Below are 14,814 nucleotides of genomic sequence, written 5' to 3'. Positions count from 1 at the left end.
ATTCCTGCTCCTACCGTTACTGCGGCGGCAAGCATGCTGCCGTCAAGCGATCTATTGTGCTGCCCTTGGCATTGGCTGCCCGTGGCGGCAGCGTGACGCTGGCCTTGCACTGCTGGCCGGGCGCCTCGCCCCAGCGCACCGTCAACTCCGCGCTGTCCTGCGCCAGGCGCACGAAGATGCGTCCGCCCTGGGCCACCGTACCCACGTTGTTGCCGCTGCCGTCCGTGACGTCGGCGCCAAACGGCACCCCGCTGCCGTCAGGCAACGTAGCGTCGATCAGGGCCGCGCGGCCGGTGGCCGTGGCATAACTGAGCATCACCACGGCGCCGGCGCGCGGCGCCACCTGCTGGCTGGTGGTCTTGAGTTCCACATCGGTGGACAAGCCCTTCGGGTCGATCGCCACTTCGTTCATACGGTAAGGCGTCAGGTAAGGCACGACGCCATAACCGCGGCCATCCAGCGTCAGTCCCTGGTAGCCGGTAACGCGAGCGCCCGCGGCTTCGGGGGCGGCGACGATCGCAATGGTATCGCCCGTGTAGGGAGACAACGTCACGCCCCCCGGGTGCGCCACCACCGTGCCCGAAATCCCTGCCGACGTGCTGCTGTAGCCGGCGCCTTGGGCATACCCGGCTTGCAGCGCAGCGACGCGGCTGCGGTACTGGCCGTTGAGCGAGCCGGTGGTGCCGGCGTCGCCGGGGCCGTGCGTAGCGGTGACGCCATAACCCCATTCGCGCTCTTCGCCCGCGGTGCCGGCCAGCGTGGCTTGCGTGCTGGTGCCCGAGCTCGGCTGGCTGGTCATGGTGAAGCCGAATTGCGGCGCCTGCTGCGTCTTGCCCAGCGGGATGGTCAGGTTCACCATCACCCGGTTATCCATCCCCCCCGTGCTGATGCGCACGCGATTGACAGACACCGTGTAAGACATCGAACGGTAGGTATTCGTATAGCCGGCTTGGAATTGCACGTCCTTCTGCTGCGGGCCCCAATAGTTCTGGGCAAAACCGGTGACGAACAACTGCCCGCGCCCCTCGCCCAGGGCCTGGTTGAGCGTGAGCGACACCCGGTTGCGCGGACGCAGGATGGACTCGATGGACTGGCCCTGATTGACGGCGTCGATCGCCTGCGCGGCGTTGGTAAAGTCCAGGAAGCCGCGGGTCGAGAAGCGATAGGCCGCCACCGACACGTTGCTGCTGGTTTCCTCGAAGAACTTGCTGTAACCGACCCGCACGCTGGAGCCGGTCAGGGTCTCTTGCACCGTACGGGTCTGGGCGCGCGTGAGGTCCAGCGAGAATGCGCCCAGCGAAGTGCCGAGCGCCATGCCGCCCAGCAGGGCGCCATAGTTCTCGCTGGCCTGCACGCCGCCATAGGCGGTCAGGCTGTTGGTCAGGCCGCGCTGGTACGTCCCCTGCAGCAGCTTGGGCGTATGCAGCAAGGCGCGATTGCGCAAGGTGCCGGCCGTCAGGCTGTAGCGCTGCGTGCCGGGGCGCAGCAATTGCGCCACCGAGGCGTAAGGCACCAGGAAGCTGCGCTTGCGGCCGTCGGCTTCGGTCACCGTCACCTCCAGGTTGCCGCCGTAGCCGGTCGGGTAGAGGTCGTCGATCTCGAACGGGCCAGGTGGCACCGGCGCGTCGTGGATCACCACGCCGTTCTGGCGGATGGTCACGCGCGCGTTGGTTTCGGCCACGCCGCGCACCAGCGGCGCATAGCCGCGCTGGGAGTCCGGCAGCATGCGCTCGTCAGTGCCGACCTGGATACCGGTAAACGGCAGCGTATCGAACAGTTCGCCCGAGGTATTGGCTTCGCCCAGCGTCAGGCGGCTGGTCAGGGACGGCAGGTCGCGGGTGACGTAGGTATTGAGAACGTCGTAGTGGCTGGGCGCATTCTGATGCCAATTCATGGAAGCGTTGTGGCGGAAGTACCAGCCGCCCAGGTTCAGGCCGGCATTGACGCCCAGATAAGCGGAATTGTCGGCGCTGCCGCCCGATCGGTTGTGGTAGGCATTGAAGCTGTAGCCGAGCATGCCGGCGGTAACGCCCGAGTTCCACAACTTGGGATTGACGTAGCCGCGCGGCGAACGGCGCAACAGCACCTGCGCCAGCGTGACGTCGAGCCGCAGTTCACCGGTGTCGAGGACGGCGTGGGCATTCTCCACATGCTCTTCCAGCACTGCGCAGCCTTGCGGATCGCTAAAGGCCTGTACCTGCTCCGGGCTCAGCTTGGCCCAATCCAGCCCAACCTGATCCAGCAGCGCCTGCGTCATGCAGATGCGGCCGCGTTGCGGGTCGTCGCCGGCCTTGACCAGCACGTCGCGCGGGCCCATCGGCTGTCCATTCAGGTACAGGTCGACGCGGTATTCGCCGGGCAGCACAGGGTTGCCGCGCGCGTAGCGCGAGAGGTCCATCTGGAGCGTGCCGGGCTGCGGCGTGAGGAAATCCGAGTTGAAGTCCAGCGCTTCCGCGGTCGCAGGCGACGCGGCGGGTTGTTGCGCTGCACCTGCGGGGGTTGCCGGTACGGGATCCGCCCCCATCGCCTGCGTCATGCCGCCCAGCGCCAGCAGCACGGCTGCGCACGCGCGCGTAAGCGGCGTGTGCAGGAGATCGGCGGAACGGCGGTTCAAGTTGGCGTTTTTCATAGGATTTCAGGCACTTCAGGCACGGCAAACCCCGGCCGGCACGGTAAACCGGCCGGTGGGCAAAGCGATTGAAGAAAAGCCGGGAGAGCCGGCAATCTGCATACCGGCTTGGGCGTTATTTGTTCTCGGGCGGGAACACGGCCGGCACCATGGCGCCGTAGTCGTTCACGGTTTCGTATTGCATGCGCAGCGGCGCGGGCGGCTGCGCCGTCAGGCCTTCCAGCGCAAAGGCGCGCTTGCCGAACGGCGCCACCATGCCGGGGGCGCTTTCATAGAGCTTGCCGCCTACGCTGATACTGGCCTTGGTGACGTTCACATGGAACGGGGTGGGATTATCGGCCTGCAAGGCATAGCCCTTGCCTTCCTCGCCCGGCACCACGCTCCAGGTCATTTTGGCGGGCGCTTCGTTGGCATCGCCCGCCAGCCCCACCGGACGGAAGAAGATCTTGATGCGCGAGCGGAAGGCCATCTGCAGCAGGTTGCGGTCATCGTCGGCCTTGGGGCGCGGAGGGATCTCCAGCACGTTGAGGTAGTACACCGATTCGCGGTCGGTGGGCAGCGGATCCTGCGAATACGTCATGCGCAGCGTCTGCCCCTTAGCCGGGTCGATGCGGAACATCGGCGGCAGCAGCGTGAACGGCATGGCGCGCGTCTGCGCCTGGATACGGGCGTCGCCGTCATCGATCCAGGCCTGGACCAGCGCCGGCACGGTGCCGTCGTTATTGAGCTTGACCGTGACTTCCTTGGCATCGGCCGGATAGATCACCCGCGTTCCCGTGATAATGACGCTGGCATGGGCCGTTCCCATTGCCAGCGCGGCGGCGCAGGCAAGCGACAGGCGTTTCAGGAAAGTGATGTTCATGCGGGTTCCCCTCTGTTGTTGTCACGGTGCGGCGGCAAGGCATGGCCGGCGCCGCCATTCTGAAAAATCGACCAGCTGCGGCTGGCAGTCAATCCGGCATGTCATTCTACTGTTGACTCTACCAGCGGTCATTGTGCCGGCGCAATTCTCCGGGCCGCTGGTCTGGCCCCTACCGTGATCGATCGACTGTTACATGTAGTTGATCGAGTAGGTCACCGAACTGTTCACGGTACCGGCGCTGGAGGCACCGGTTGCGTAGTACTGCACTGCATACGGCAGGCTGGCGTTGCCGGAGGTGTCCAGTGCCACCTTGGTGGTGCTGGTGTTCTGGCTCACGTTACCAGCCTTGATGACGGAACCGTTGGAAGCATCAACCAGTTGCAGTTGCACGTTGCCAGCAGTGCCGGTGCCGGTGGCGGTCTTCAGGTTGCCCGAAGCCAGGTCTACGGTCGCGCCGCTTTCGAAGAACGCGGCTGCGCTCTTGGCCGGGCCGGAGCAGTTCTTCAGGCCGACGATGAAGCCGGTCTGGCCGGTAGTGTCGCCGGCGGCTGCCAGCTTGCCGGTCGACACGGTCGGCAGAGTAACGGTGGCGACGGCCGGGGTTGTAGTGCCGTTCACATCAATGGTGCAGGTCTGGGCTTCCAGCTTGCCAGCGAAGTTGATAGTACCGTCGGCAGCGTAAGCAGCTTGGCCCAAGGCGGCGGTTGCGATGATCGCGGTGGCGATGATGGTCTTTTTCATGATGAATCTCCTCTGGCGTTAGTGAGTGAATCAGCCTGGTGCTTACCTTGGCGACTATTCGGTGCCGAGCCGCCTGGACTTCTGTGAAACCGCTGTGTTATCCAGTGACTTCAGTGTACGAATTACCTCTCATCCATCACATCTGACCAGAACGAAAGGGCGCTCGATTCGCGTAGTACAAGTCCTAAACCGGCGTATCGGCTGCTGTCGGCTTTACCGTTACAGATAGTTGATCGAATAGGTCACCGAGCTGTTCACGGTGCCGGCAGTGGTGACGCCTGTGGCGTAGTACTGCACCGCATACGGCAGGCTGGCGTTGCCCGATGCATCCAGCGCCACCTTGGTGGTGCCGGTGTTCTGGCTCACGTTACCGGCGCGGATGACGGCGCCGTTGGAAGCATCAACCAACTGCAGTTGCACGTTGCGTGCAGTACCTGTGCCGGTGGTGGTATTCAGGTTGCCCGACGTCAGGTCCACGGTGCTACCGCTCTCGAAGAACGCCGCTGCGCTGGTAGCCGGACCTGTGCAGTTCCTCAGGCCGATGATGAAGCCAGTCCGGCCTGTGGTCTGGCCTGCAGCAGCCAACTTGCCAGTCGACACGGTCGGCAAGGTCACGGTGGCGATGGCCGGGGTGACGGTGCCGTTCACATCGATGGTGCAGGTCTGGGATTGCAGGCTGCCAGTGAAGAAGATGGTGCCGTCGGCGGCATGCGCGGCCGAGCCCAGGGCAGCGGTGGCGATGATGGCGCTGGCGATGATGATCTTCTTCATGACGAGTTTCCTCTGGTTTGGATGGGAGAACCGGTTTGCTGCACGCCCTTGCGATCGTTCGCTTGCGGACGCCTTAACTGCTGTGAAACCGCTGTGTTATCCAGTGATTTCAGTGTACGAATTGCCCCTCTCCAGCCATATCCGACAAGAACGAAAGCACCCGCCGTCCACGTAGGACGAGTACGAAAAATGTTTTCCGGAAATGCCCTGACCAGCCCAGGCGCTGATACGCATGAACCAGATGTCCTTGGTCGACTTCGGGGTGGGAGGAGCTGGAGTGATGCTGTAAGCCGCTATCCGGATCGGGCGCACCATGCACGTACGCAAGAACCCACAACGCCCACCTTGAACAAACTCATGTGGGCGCGCGGGGGATGTCAAACTTGCTACTCGTTGCAGCTCCATGGCGACAGCCGGGGGCGGCCGCCATGATCGATCAGCGATTACTGGTAGTTGATCGAGTAGGTCACCGAGCTGTTCACGGTACCGGCGCTGGAGGCGCCAGTCGCGTAGTACTGCACTGCGTACGGCAGGCTGGCGTTGCCGGAGGTGTCCAGTGACACCTTGGTGGTGCTGGTGTTCTGGCTCACGTTACCAGCCTTGATGACGGAACCGTTGGAAGCGTCAACCAGTTGCAGTTGCACGTTGCCAGCAGTGCCGGTGCCGGTGGCGGTCTTCAGGTTGCCCGAAGCCAGGTCCACGGTCGCGCCGCTTTCGAAGAACACGGCCGCGCTGGTGGCCGGGCCGGAGCAGTTCTTCAGGCCGACGATGAAGCCGGTCTGGCCGGTGACGTCGCCGGCGGCTGCCAGCTTACCGGTCGACACGGTCGGCAGGGTCACAGTGGCGATGGCCGGGGTGGCGGTGCCGTTGACGTCGATCTCGCAGGTCTGGGCTTGCAGCCTGCCAGCGAAGTTGATGGTGCCGTCGGCGGCGTAGGCGGCTTGGCCCAGGGCGGCGGTGGCGATGATCGCGGTTGCGATGATGGTTTTCTTCATGTTAGATTTCCTCTGGATTGATAAGTGAGTTCGCTACCCGCTTTTGCAATCGCTCAATGCCGGGCCGCTTCAACTGCTGCAAAACACTTTTGCTTTACAGTGATGCCAGTGTAGGGATCGGCCGCTTCCCCTCATATCTGACGAGAACGAAAGCACCCCCGATACGCATGGGACCGGTACGAAATTCAAGGCTTTTCTCGTGGAATGAATCGATTTCTTGTGTAAAGTGACACGGTTCGGCGCATTGGCCGTCATCCGATGAACGAAAACCTCGGCCCCATGCCTGCCACCTCCTCTCCCAGCGTAATTTCCACCATGCGCCGCTACCAGCGGCGCGCTTTGTTTGGCGGCGGCATTTTCCTGACCGTGATGGTGCTGGCCACGTTCGGCTTCGCCGTCGTCTCCATCGTGCGCGCCTATGTGGACAACGAGCGGCGCGAGCTGGAGATCGAAGGCCGCAAGATCATCAGCGAGTTCGTCAAGGCCGAAATAGCGGTGCGCAGCTCGGTCCATCTGGCCGAAATGGTGTGGAACCAGACCCCGCCGGCGGCCGCCGATGCCGTCGCCCGCTTCCATGAAAGCGGCGGGCGCCTGGTGCAGCAGCCTGCGTCCGGCACCTCCGCCCTGATCGTCGGACGCCCTGCCGCCGATATCGCCCGGTCCGACCTGGAGCGTTTCATCGCGCTGGCCAACTATGCGGCCGACACCACCGCGGCCACGGTGACGGCGCAGGGATTCGCCTTCAGCGCCTATGTCTATACCCCGCGGCGCGATCTGGCCGCGCTGGTGCCGGTCAAGTGGCCCGACGAAGCGCAGCTCGATGCGGCGCTGGCCGACCGGGCCGCGCTGTTCGACGCGCTGACCCGCAACGCCGACGGACCGATAGAACCGGTCGCGATCACCGATCCCAGCGGCTTGCGCGCGGCGCGCTGGACCGGCCCCTACCGCAATCCGCTGACCGGCCTGCCGGCCACGCGCCTGTCGACCTACGCGCTGGACGCCGGCGGCAAGCCGTTCGCGGTGTTCGTCTACGAAGCGCCGCTGGCCCTGACGACCCGCCTGCTGTCGATCGACCACTTCGGCGGCACCTTCGCCATCACCGACCATGCCGGCGTGCTGGTGGCCGCCGGCAAAGGCGGCGCGGACCGGCCCGAGGTGCTGGCGGCCGTGCAGGAACCGGGCGCGGGGTCAGGCCCGGGAATCACCTTCCGGCGCGCCGCCAATGGCGTGCACGTCGTCAGCGCGCCGATCGGCCTGACCGGCTGGCGGCTTTCCTATGCCTATACCTGGGGCGACGTGCTGGCGGGCGTGTGGCCGCAGATCCGCTGGACGCCGGTGGTGACGCTGGGCCTGATCGCCCTGCTGTGGTCGCTGCTGTGGTGGTACAACAAGCGCGTGTTCGCGCCGATGCTGGAACGCTCGGAACGCGCCGCCGAAATCGAGCACCTGAACCGGCTGCTGGTCGAGACCGCGCCGGTCGGGCTGGGCGTGATCGATGCCCACAGCGGCCGGCCGATGCTGCGCAGCCCGGCCATGGTCGACGTCGCCGGCAACGTGGTGACCGAAGCGCCGTCGCTGTCGGCCGAAATCGTGCGCCGCTTCGCCTCCGGCGGCGGCGACGGCCTCATGCATGGCGACATCGCCCTGCCCACCCGCGACGGCGGCCACGTCGACCTGGCCGTGCGGCTGACGCAGGCGCGCTACCAGAACGCCGACGTGCTGGTGGCGGCATTCACCGACGTCACCGACAAGAAGCGCACCGAGCAGGCGCTGCGCGAGGCCAAGCAGGCGGCCGACGCGGCGCGCCGCGCGGCCGATGAGGCCAACCGCGCCAAGTCGACCTTCCTGGCCACCATGAGCCATGAGATCCGCACCCCGCTCAATGCGATCCTGGGCAACCTGGAACTGGTCCGGCGCATGGCGCTGCCGCCGCAGGCCGAGGAACGGCTGCAGGTGGTGGGCGCGTCGTCGAACGCGCTGCTGGGGATCATCAGCGACGTGCTGGATTTTTCGAAGATCGAGGCGGGCCATATGGCGATCGAATCGATCCCCTTCGATCCGGCCGCCGTGGTCGCCGAGGTGGCCGCGATCTTCGCGCCCGTGGCGCAGGAGAAGGGGCTGCAGTTCGACTGCATCGTCGAGCGCGAACACCTGGCCCCGCACTATCTGGGCGACCCGACCCGCATCCGCCAGATCGCCGCCAACCTGCTGAGCAATGCGGTCAAGTTCACCGACGCCGGCGATGTGCTCATCGAGATCTATGCGAAGGAAGATGCGGCCGCGCAGCCCGGCATCGTGATCGGCGTCAGCGACAGCGGCATCGGCATGAGCCAAGAACAGCAGGCGCACCTGTTCGAACCGTTCGCGCAGGCCGATTCGACCATCACCCGCCGCTTCGGCGGCAGCGGGCTCGGACTGGCGCTGTGCCGGCGCCTGGTGGCCTTGATGGGCGGCAGCATCGAATTGCGCAGCGCGCCGGGGGATGGCAGCCAGTTCACGGTCAGGCTGCCGCTGGCGCCGTGCGCCGCCCCGCTGCCCGCCGCCGATGCGGCCGCTGACGCAACTTCCAATACGGCCGCCTCGCCGGGCCTCAAGGTGCTGGCGGTCGACGACCAGGCGCCTAACCGCGAGCTGATCCGGATGCAGCTGGAAACGCTCGGCTACCAGGTGGACCTGGCCGGCAACGGCAGCGAGGCGCTGCGACATTTCAACGAAGGAAGCTACGACCTCCTGCTGACCGACCTCAGCATGCCCGGCATGGATGGCTGCGCGCTGGCGCGCTGCCTGCGGGAACAGGGCGTTGGCGTGCCGATCGTCGCCATGACCGCCCACGCCGAAGTCGAGGAACACCGGCGCTGCACCGAAGCGGGCATCGACGCGGTGCTGGTCAAGCCGGTCCTGCTCGACACCCTGGACCGTACCTTGCGCCGGCTGCTGCGCGCGGAGGCGCCGGCGAAGGCCCGCGCCGCCTCCGGCGAAGGCATCGGCGCCGGGCGCCTGCCCGAGAAGGTGCGCGCGGCGCTGTTTGACTCCACGCACGGTTTGCTGGCATCGTTGCGGGCAGCGGCGGAACCGCCCGTGCCCGAGGCGCTGCTGCGCGACTTGCACGCGCTGCGCGGCATGTTCGCGATGATCCGCGAGACCGGGGTGGTGGAGAGCTGCGCGCACCTGGAACAGCAGGTCAAACGGGATGACTTGGAAGAATTGCCGGCGGCGCTGGAACGGCTGGCAACGCTGGCGCAAGAGACACTGGCGCGGCGCAGCGTGTAAGCACACTCAAAGCACGCTCAAAGGAGAGGGGAAACAAGCATGTGGAGCATCAATGTTGTGCTGGTGGACGACCACCCGGCGATGATCGCCGGCGTGACGCATGAGCTGGGATCGAGCCCCACGATCAAGCTGCAAGGCAACGCCGCCAATTCGACCGAGCTGGTGGCCTTGCTGGAGAAGACGCCGTGCGATGTCGTCGTTTCCGACTATTCGATGCCGGCGGGCGAGTACGGCGACGGCATCACGCTGTTCCGCTTCCTCGGCCGGCGCTTCCCGCAGGTCAAGCTGGTGGTGCTGACCATGCTGGACAACCCCGCCATCCTGGGCTCGCTCGACGACCTCGGCGTGCGCGCGATCGTGAGCAAGTCGGATGCCGTGTCCCACCTGATTCCGGCGATCCACGCCGCCTACACCGACGGGAAGTACCATTCCCCGGTGGTCGATGCCGTGTTGAAGCTGCGCACCGCGCAACGCGCCAATGCCGACAAGACGGCCGCGCTGAGCCCGCGCGAAGCGGAAGTGGTGCGCCTGTTCGTCTCCGGCATGAGCGTCAACGAGATCGCCGAGCGCCTGAACCGCAGCAAGCAGACCATCAGCACGCAGAAGACCCGCGCCATCGAAAAGCTGGGGCTCTCGGGCGATACCGACCTGGTCAGGTACGCGATGGAGCACGGCTGGGTGACGTCGTCGCAGGCGTCGCCCGAACCCTGATGCCATGGAATTGTCCCCGTCGTCCTGACGAAGGTCAGGACCCGGTGTCGTCGACCGGCTGTTGATACACAACGAAAACACAACGAAAGACACTGGATCCCGGCTTTCGCCGGGACGACGCGCTTCGGTTTGGCGGCTTAACCGAACTGCATTGACGCCTGGTCCGGCACGCCTCACTGCGGCGCCGGCGCGCGGCGCCTGAGCATGTCCATGGCGGCATGCTCGAATGCATCGAACTCGGCGGCCAGGGCGCCGGCATCGGCGCCGCTATCGACCAGTTGCCCGATACGGTCGACATGTTCGGCCAGGCCATGCTCGTACACCATCGCGAAGCTGCCCTTGACGGCATGCAGGCCCTTGCGTATCGCCGCCGCGTCGCCGGCTTCCAGCCCGGCCCTGAGCGTGGCCATGTAGTGGCGGAACGAGTCCGACAACGCCTCCCAGATATCCTCGCCCAGCGGGCCGCCCGCGAGCATCTTCTCGAACGCCCGGTACGCCGCGCCGGTACCGGCGCCAGCCGGCACCGCGGCCTGATGCGCATAGGCGGCCAGCACCCGGCCCAGCGTCTGGATCGACAGCGGCTTGGTCAGCACCTCGTCGATGCCGGCTTCCAGGCAGGCGATGCGTTCCTGCTCGCCGGCATGCGCCGTGACCGCCAGGATCGGCATTGAAGCGCCCTGGGCCCGCAAGGCGCGGGCCAGCATGCGGCCATCCATGCCGGGCATGTCCAGGTCTGTCAGGACCAAGTCGAACGGCGTCGTGTGGAAATGCTCCAGCGCCCGTCCGCCGCTTTCTGCCAGGACCACCTGCTGCCCCAGCAAGGACAGCTGGTCGTGCAGCAGGCGCCGGTTGACCGGATGGTCTTCCGCCACCAGGATGCGCAACGGGGCGGCGCCGCTTTGCTGCAGCCCCGGGAGCGCGCCCGCGGCGGCGCCGGACACCGCCGCGCCTTGCGCGACGGCGCGGAACAGGCCGGCCAGCGAGTAGCACGACACGATGGTCCGTCCCGAGGCTTCGGCCGGCGCCTGGGGCCCCGTCTCCAGGAGGTCGACCACCTGCCCGGCGCCGGCGGCCGCCGCGTCCTCGTCGGCCACCGGCCAGGGGCGCGGACCGCCCGCCAGCACCAGCACATCGGCCTGCGCCGGCAGGCGCGCCGGCGCATCGGCAGGCGTCACCTGCCCGCCCCAGTAGCGCAGGTGCGGTTCGATGGCGGCCTGCCACAGCGGGTCGGCGCACAACAGGGAAACCCGCTTGCCGGCCAAGGGCGCCGCGCCTTCCATGGCGGCCTGCACGGTATGCGCGACGGGCAGTTCGACGATGAACGTGCTGCCCTGCCCCGCCAGGCTTTCGACCCGGATGGTCCCGCCCATCAGGCCGGCGATCTTCTTGCACAGGGCCAGGCCCAGCCCGGTGCCGCCGAAGCGGCGGGTAATGCTCGAATCGGCTTGCGCGAACGGCTTGAACAGCTCTTGCTGCTGCTCCGGCGTCATGCCGATGCCGCTGTCCCTGACGCGCAGGCACAGCATCGGCGCGCTGCCCGAGCGGTCCGACCCGACTTCGATCGCCACCTCGCCGGCATCGGTGAATTTGATGGCGTTGCTCAGGATGTTGCCCAGGATCTGCCGCAAGCGGAACGGATCCCCCACGCATGGTGACAGGCCGGGCTCGATGCGGTAATACAAGGCCACGTCCTTTTCTTCGGCCCGCGGCAGGAACACGCGGATCACCGACTCGACTTCTTCGGCCAGGTCGAACGGGACCGATTCGATGCCCATCTGCCCCGACTCGACCTTGGAGAAATCGAGAATGTCGTCGATCAGGGAGAGCAAGGTGCGCGAAGCGCCCGCCACGGTCTGCAGGCGGTCGGCCTGGGGACCGGGCAACGGTTCGTTCCCCATCAGTTCGAGGTTGCCGAGGATGGCGTTGAGCGGCGTGCGGATTTCATGGCTCATGGTCGCCAGGAAGGCGGATTTGGCGCGGTTGGCATTGTCCGCGGCCACGCGCGCGTCGTGCAGGGCGCGCTCGGCCTCCTTGCGCACGGTGATGTCCAGGATGCTGCACAACAAAACCGCCTCGCCCTGGTATTTGCCGGGGACCAGGTCGACATGCAGTTCGACCGGCTTGCGGCGGGCATCCATGGCGTTCAGATCCCGCGTCACCGGCTTGCCCCGGTTTTCCTCATGGTCCGCGTAGAGCTGCAGCAGGCGTTCGTTCAACGGCCGGCCATCGGCCGCATAGCCGCTGGCCGCTTCGTTTTGCAGCAGCACCGCGCCGGACTCCTGGTCGATCAGGCTCAGCCCGACCGGCGCCGTCTTGATGATCGCGCGGTTCAGGTGCTCGCTTTCGTAGACGCGCAAGGACCCGCGGTAGGCCGGCAGGAACACCCGGTAGTGGAACAGCAGCACCACGCTCCACAGCACCAGCAGGACCGCGATCGTCGCCGCGGCATACCCCAGCAGCGGGCCTTTGAGCGCGTTGAGGATGGTATGCCACGAGTATGCGTAGACCAGCGTCCAGCCGGTTTCGGACAGCGGATCGCTCAGGGTGAACAGGCCATCGCCATAGCTGTCGTCGAAACGCGCCAGGCCGCGCTGCCAGGCCTTGCCGTCGATGACCCGCTTGGCCAGGTCGGACTGGGAAGCCGCGCCGACGCCCTGCAACAGCACCTTCCCTTCGCCGGAAACCAGAAAGAAACTGCCGTCGTAGGGCGACTGCGCCAGGCGGTCCGACAGCACCTGCACCGGCAGGTCGCTGACGAAGACCATGAACGGCTTGTCCCCGTCGAATGCGGGCTGGGCCAGCTTGAAGACGCTCTGGCCGGTAAAGGGATCGATATGCGGCGCCACCCACTTCACCTTGCGCGATTCGCGCAGCGTGCGGCCGACGGCCGGGTTGCCCAGGTCGCCGAGGTCGACCGCGACCCGGCGCACCAGATCCCGCACGCTACCCGCCCGCACGTCCGCAAACGGGTTCCCCGACCTGGGCGGGGGGATGATGGTGATGTAGGTGCCGTCGGGCGTGTAGTGGTAGCCGCTCAGGCTGCGTCCGCGCTGCCGTGAACTGGCGCTCACGGTATAGGCCATCTCCTCGCTGAAGACCAGGTAGTCGCGGTACGCCTCGGCGGGCCGGTTCACCACGTCGCCCAGGGCCTGTTGCGGCAGTACCTTGGGGTTGGCTTGCAGGTAGATGCGCCCGCCCTGGCGCCTGAAGTCGCGGATGAGCACATCCCCCGAGGCGTGGCGGCGGTCCAGTTCCCACAGCATCTCGGCATGGATCACGCCGCGCCGCAGCGCGGCCTGCTTGGTCTCGACCTCCAGCAGCAGCTGCGACTTGTGGGCGGTGAAAACCAGCCTGGCGTGGGCGATGTAGCCGGACACGTCGGCGTAGACCGCCAATGCGGCCACGCCCAGGATGACCGCCGACATCACCGCCGCGCCGCCGAACAGCAATCCCCGCTGCAAGCGGCTGAACAATCCTATTTCCTTGCCGATCGGCACGGGTGAACTTGGCGAGATATTCATTGGGTTGGGCCGTCCCTGTCGGATGGAGGCAGCCGCGCTGGTCCTGGAAAATTAAAGCGGAGCAATGTAGCAAATCTCCGGCCCATGATTGCGGGATTGCGAACCGGATTTTCGTACGAATCCCAGCCACCGGCAAATTTTCATTCTCGTCCGATTACTAGAAAACAGCGCGCTTCATACAATTCAGCAACATGGCAGCAATGCCCTGCTGGCCTTTTCGGAGTGCAAATGATGTCCCCTGTTTCTATGCTCGTCACAGAATTGCTGTTCGGGTTTGCGAGTCTCCCTGAGGCCCAAAGAAAATTATTTCTCACTCAATTGAACCAGTTCATCGTCGCCTCGCCGCGACAGAGACGCTTGCAAATCCAGATGTGGCAGCAAGCGAACAACCCGGTGGAAAGGCAGGTGCCGTCCGACCGGACAAGCTAATACGAATTGGTTCCAGGAGGACCACCCATATGAACACTTTTTCGATTCGCCTTGTGCTCGCGGATGACCATCCCGCCGTGCTGTTCGGAATGCAAAACGCCATCGGCGACATCAACAGCTTCAAGCTGGTGGGCACGGCCCGCAACTCGACCGAAATCGTCGATCTCCTCAACCGGCACCCTTGCGACGTGCTGGTGACGGACTATGCCATGCCCTCCGGCGAATACGGCGACGGCATTTCGATGATCGCCTTCCTCACGCGCCGCTTCCCCGACCTGCGCGTGGTGGTGATGACCATGATGGACAATCCCGCGATCCTCAATGCGCTGGTCGCCGAGCGGGTCCACTGCATCCTCAGCAAGTCCGACGATCCCAGCCACCTGGTTCCGGCCGTGCATGCGGCTTTCGCCGGCGGCACATATTATTCGCCGACCATCCGGAAGATCCTGGAAGCGGCCAGGTCGTCGCGCAACGAACCCAGCGGCCGGCATTCCCTGACGCGGCGCGAGGCGGAAGTGATACGCCTGTTCGTCTCCGGGCTGCTGGTGAGCGAAATCGCCGAACGGCTGCACCGCAGCAAGCAGACCGTCAGTACGCAAAAGATCAGCGCCATGCGCAAGCTGGGGGTCGAGCGCGATGTCGACCTGTTCAAATATGCGCTGGAGACCGGGCTCGTGGCGTCCAATTCGATGGGCTCGGAAGCCGCGTAGAACGGCGGCACGGCGACAATTATTGCCATTTGACAACTATGCCGCCGCCTTGCCGGCAGAAAGCTCAACGAAAACAGCCCTTATTCCTTCTTTAGAATCGCCGCGATAGTGCCGATACTCCTCGGACAACAGGCTCCAGCAAAGGGATGGATGCGCCATGGGAAAGGCGCATCCC

The 14,814-nt window shown here is 65.6% G+C and carries 9 protein-coding genes; 3 read left to right on the top strand and 6 right to left on the bottom strand.

The window, feature by feature from the left end; all coding sequences use genetic code 11:
- Positions 1-16 precede the first annotated feature (16 nt).
- The 5 genes from J7548_RS14810 to J7548_RS14790 form a co-directional block, all read right to left on the bottom strand.
- Positions 17-2,629: a fimbria/pilus outer membrane usher protein gene (locus J7548_RS14810; RefSeq protein WP_290975550.1), complete on the bottom strand. Its 2,613-nt coding sequence runs from the start codon at positions 2,627-2,629 to the stop codon at positions 17-19.
- Positions 2,630-2,744: 115 nt separating this feature from the next.
- The gene (locus J7548_RS14805) at positions 2,745-3,491 is read right to left on the bottom strand and encodes a fimbria/pilus periplasmic chaperone (protein WP_290975548.1); all 747 of its coding nucleotides are present in this window, start codon (positions 3,489-3,491) and stop codon (positions 2,745-2,747) included.
- A gap of 189 nt (positions 3,492-3,680) precedes the next feature.
- Entirely contained in the window at positions 3,681-4,232 is a 552-nt protein-coding gene (locus J7548_RS14800; protein ID WP_290975546.1) for a fimbrial protein, read from the bottom strand.
- Between the two features lie 219 nt (positions 4,233-4,451).
- Complete coding sequence (locus tag J7548_RS14795; RefSeq protein ID WP_290975544.1) at positions 4,452-5,003, bottom strand: fimbrial protein; 552 nt, start codon at positions 5,001-5,003, stop codon at positions 4,452-4,454.
- Between the two features lie 443 nt (positions 5,004-5,446).
- The gene (locus tag J7548_RS14790; RefSeq protein ID WP_290975542.1) at positions 5,447-5,998 is read right to left on the bottom strand and encodes a fimbrial protein; all 552 of its coding nucleotides are present in this window, start codon (positions 5,996-5,998) and stop codon (positions 5,447-5,449) included.
- 279 nt (positions 5,999-6,277) lie between these two features.
- Between J7548_RS14790 and J7548_RS14785 the strand changes: the two genes are divergently transcribed.
- Together J7548_RS14785 and J7548_RS14780 are read left to right on the top strand one after the other, a co-directional pair.
- The gene (locus J7548_RS14785) at positions 6,278-9,268 is read left to right on the top strand and encodes a hybrid sensor histidine kinase/response regulator (RefSeq protein ID WP_290975540.1); all 2,991 of its coding nucleotides are present in this window, start codon (positions 6,278-6,280) and stop codon (positions 9,266-9,268) included.
- A gap of 39 nt (positions 9,269-9,307) precedes the next feature.
- Positions 9,308-9,979, top strand: coding sequence for a response regulator transcription factor (locus J7548_RS14780; protein ID WP_290975538.1), 672 nt, complete (start codon positions 9,308-9,310; stop codon positions 9,977-9,979).
- Positions 9,980-10,152: 173 nt separating this feature from the next.
- Here the strand turns inward: J7548_RS14780 and J7548_RS14775 are convergent, their stop codons facing one another.
- Positions 10,153-13,500 carry an ATP-binding protein gene (locus tag J7548_RS14775; protein ID WP_290975536.1) on the bottom strand — a complete coding sequence of 1,116 codons (3,348 nt, stop codon included), beginning with the start codon at positions 13,498-13,500 and terminating at the stop codon, positions 10,153-10,155.
- A 458-nt stretch (positions 13,501-13,958) separates the two neighbouring features.
- Between J7548_RS14775 and J7548_RS14770 the strand changes: the two genes are divergently transcribed.
- Positions 13,959-14,639, top strand: a complete 681-nt coding sequence (locus J7548_RS14770) for a response regulator (RefSeq protein WP_290975534.1) — start codon at positions 13,959-13,961, stop codon at positions 14,637-14,639.
- The last annotated feature ends 175 nt before the right edge of the window (positions 14,640-14,814 follow it).

The sequence above is a fragment of the Herbaspirillum sp. genome, assembly GCF_017744395.1.
In the GTDB taxonomy this organism is placed as follows: Bacteria; Pseudomonadota; Gammaproteobacteria; order Burkholderiales; family Burkholderiaceae_D; genus Herbaspirillum.
The sequence above is the reverse complement of the archived record's forward strand: the minus strand, read 5'-3'. Positions and strand labels throughout refer to the sequence as shown.

Excerpts from the sequence above, each read along its gene's own strand:
- J7548_RS14810 (WP_290975550.1), bottom strand. The coding sequence starts at position 2,629 with ATGAAAAACGCCAACTTGAACCGCCGTTCCGCCGATCTCCTGCACACG.
- J7548_RS14805 (WP_290975548.1), bottom strand. The coding sequence starts at position 3,491 with ATGAACATCACTTTCCTGAAACGCCTGTCGCTTGCCTGCGCCGCCGCG.
- J7548_RS14800 (WP_290975546.1), bottom strand. The coding sequence starts at position 4,232 with ATGAAAAAGACCATCATCGCCACCGCGATCATCGCAACCGCCGCCTTG.
- J7548_RS14795 (WP_290975544.1), bottom strand. The coding sequence starts at position 5,003 with ATGAAGAAGATCATCATCGCCAGCGCCATCATCGCCACCGCTGCCCTG.
- J7548_RS14790 (WP_290975542.1), bottom strand. The coding sequence starts at position 5,998 with ATGAAGAAAACCATCATCGCAACCGCGATCATCGCCACCGCCGCCCTG.
- J7548_RS14785 (WP_290975540.1), top strand. The coding sequence starts at position 6,278 with ATGCCTGCCACCTCCTCTCCCAGCGTAATTTCCACCATGCGCCGCTAC.
- J7548_RS14780 (WP_290975538.1), top strand. The coding sequence starts at position 9,308 with ATGTGGAGCATCAATGTTGTGCTGGTGGACGACCACCCGGCGATGATC.
- J7548_RS14775 (WP_290975536.1), bottom strand. The coding sequence starts at position 13,500 with ATGAATATCTCGCCAAGTTCACCCGTGCCGATCGGCAAGGAAATAGGA.
- J7548_RS14770 (WP_290975534.1), top strand. The coding sequence starts at position 13,959 with ATGAACACTTTTTCGATTCGCCTTGTGCTCGCGGATGACCATCCCGCC.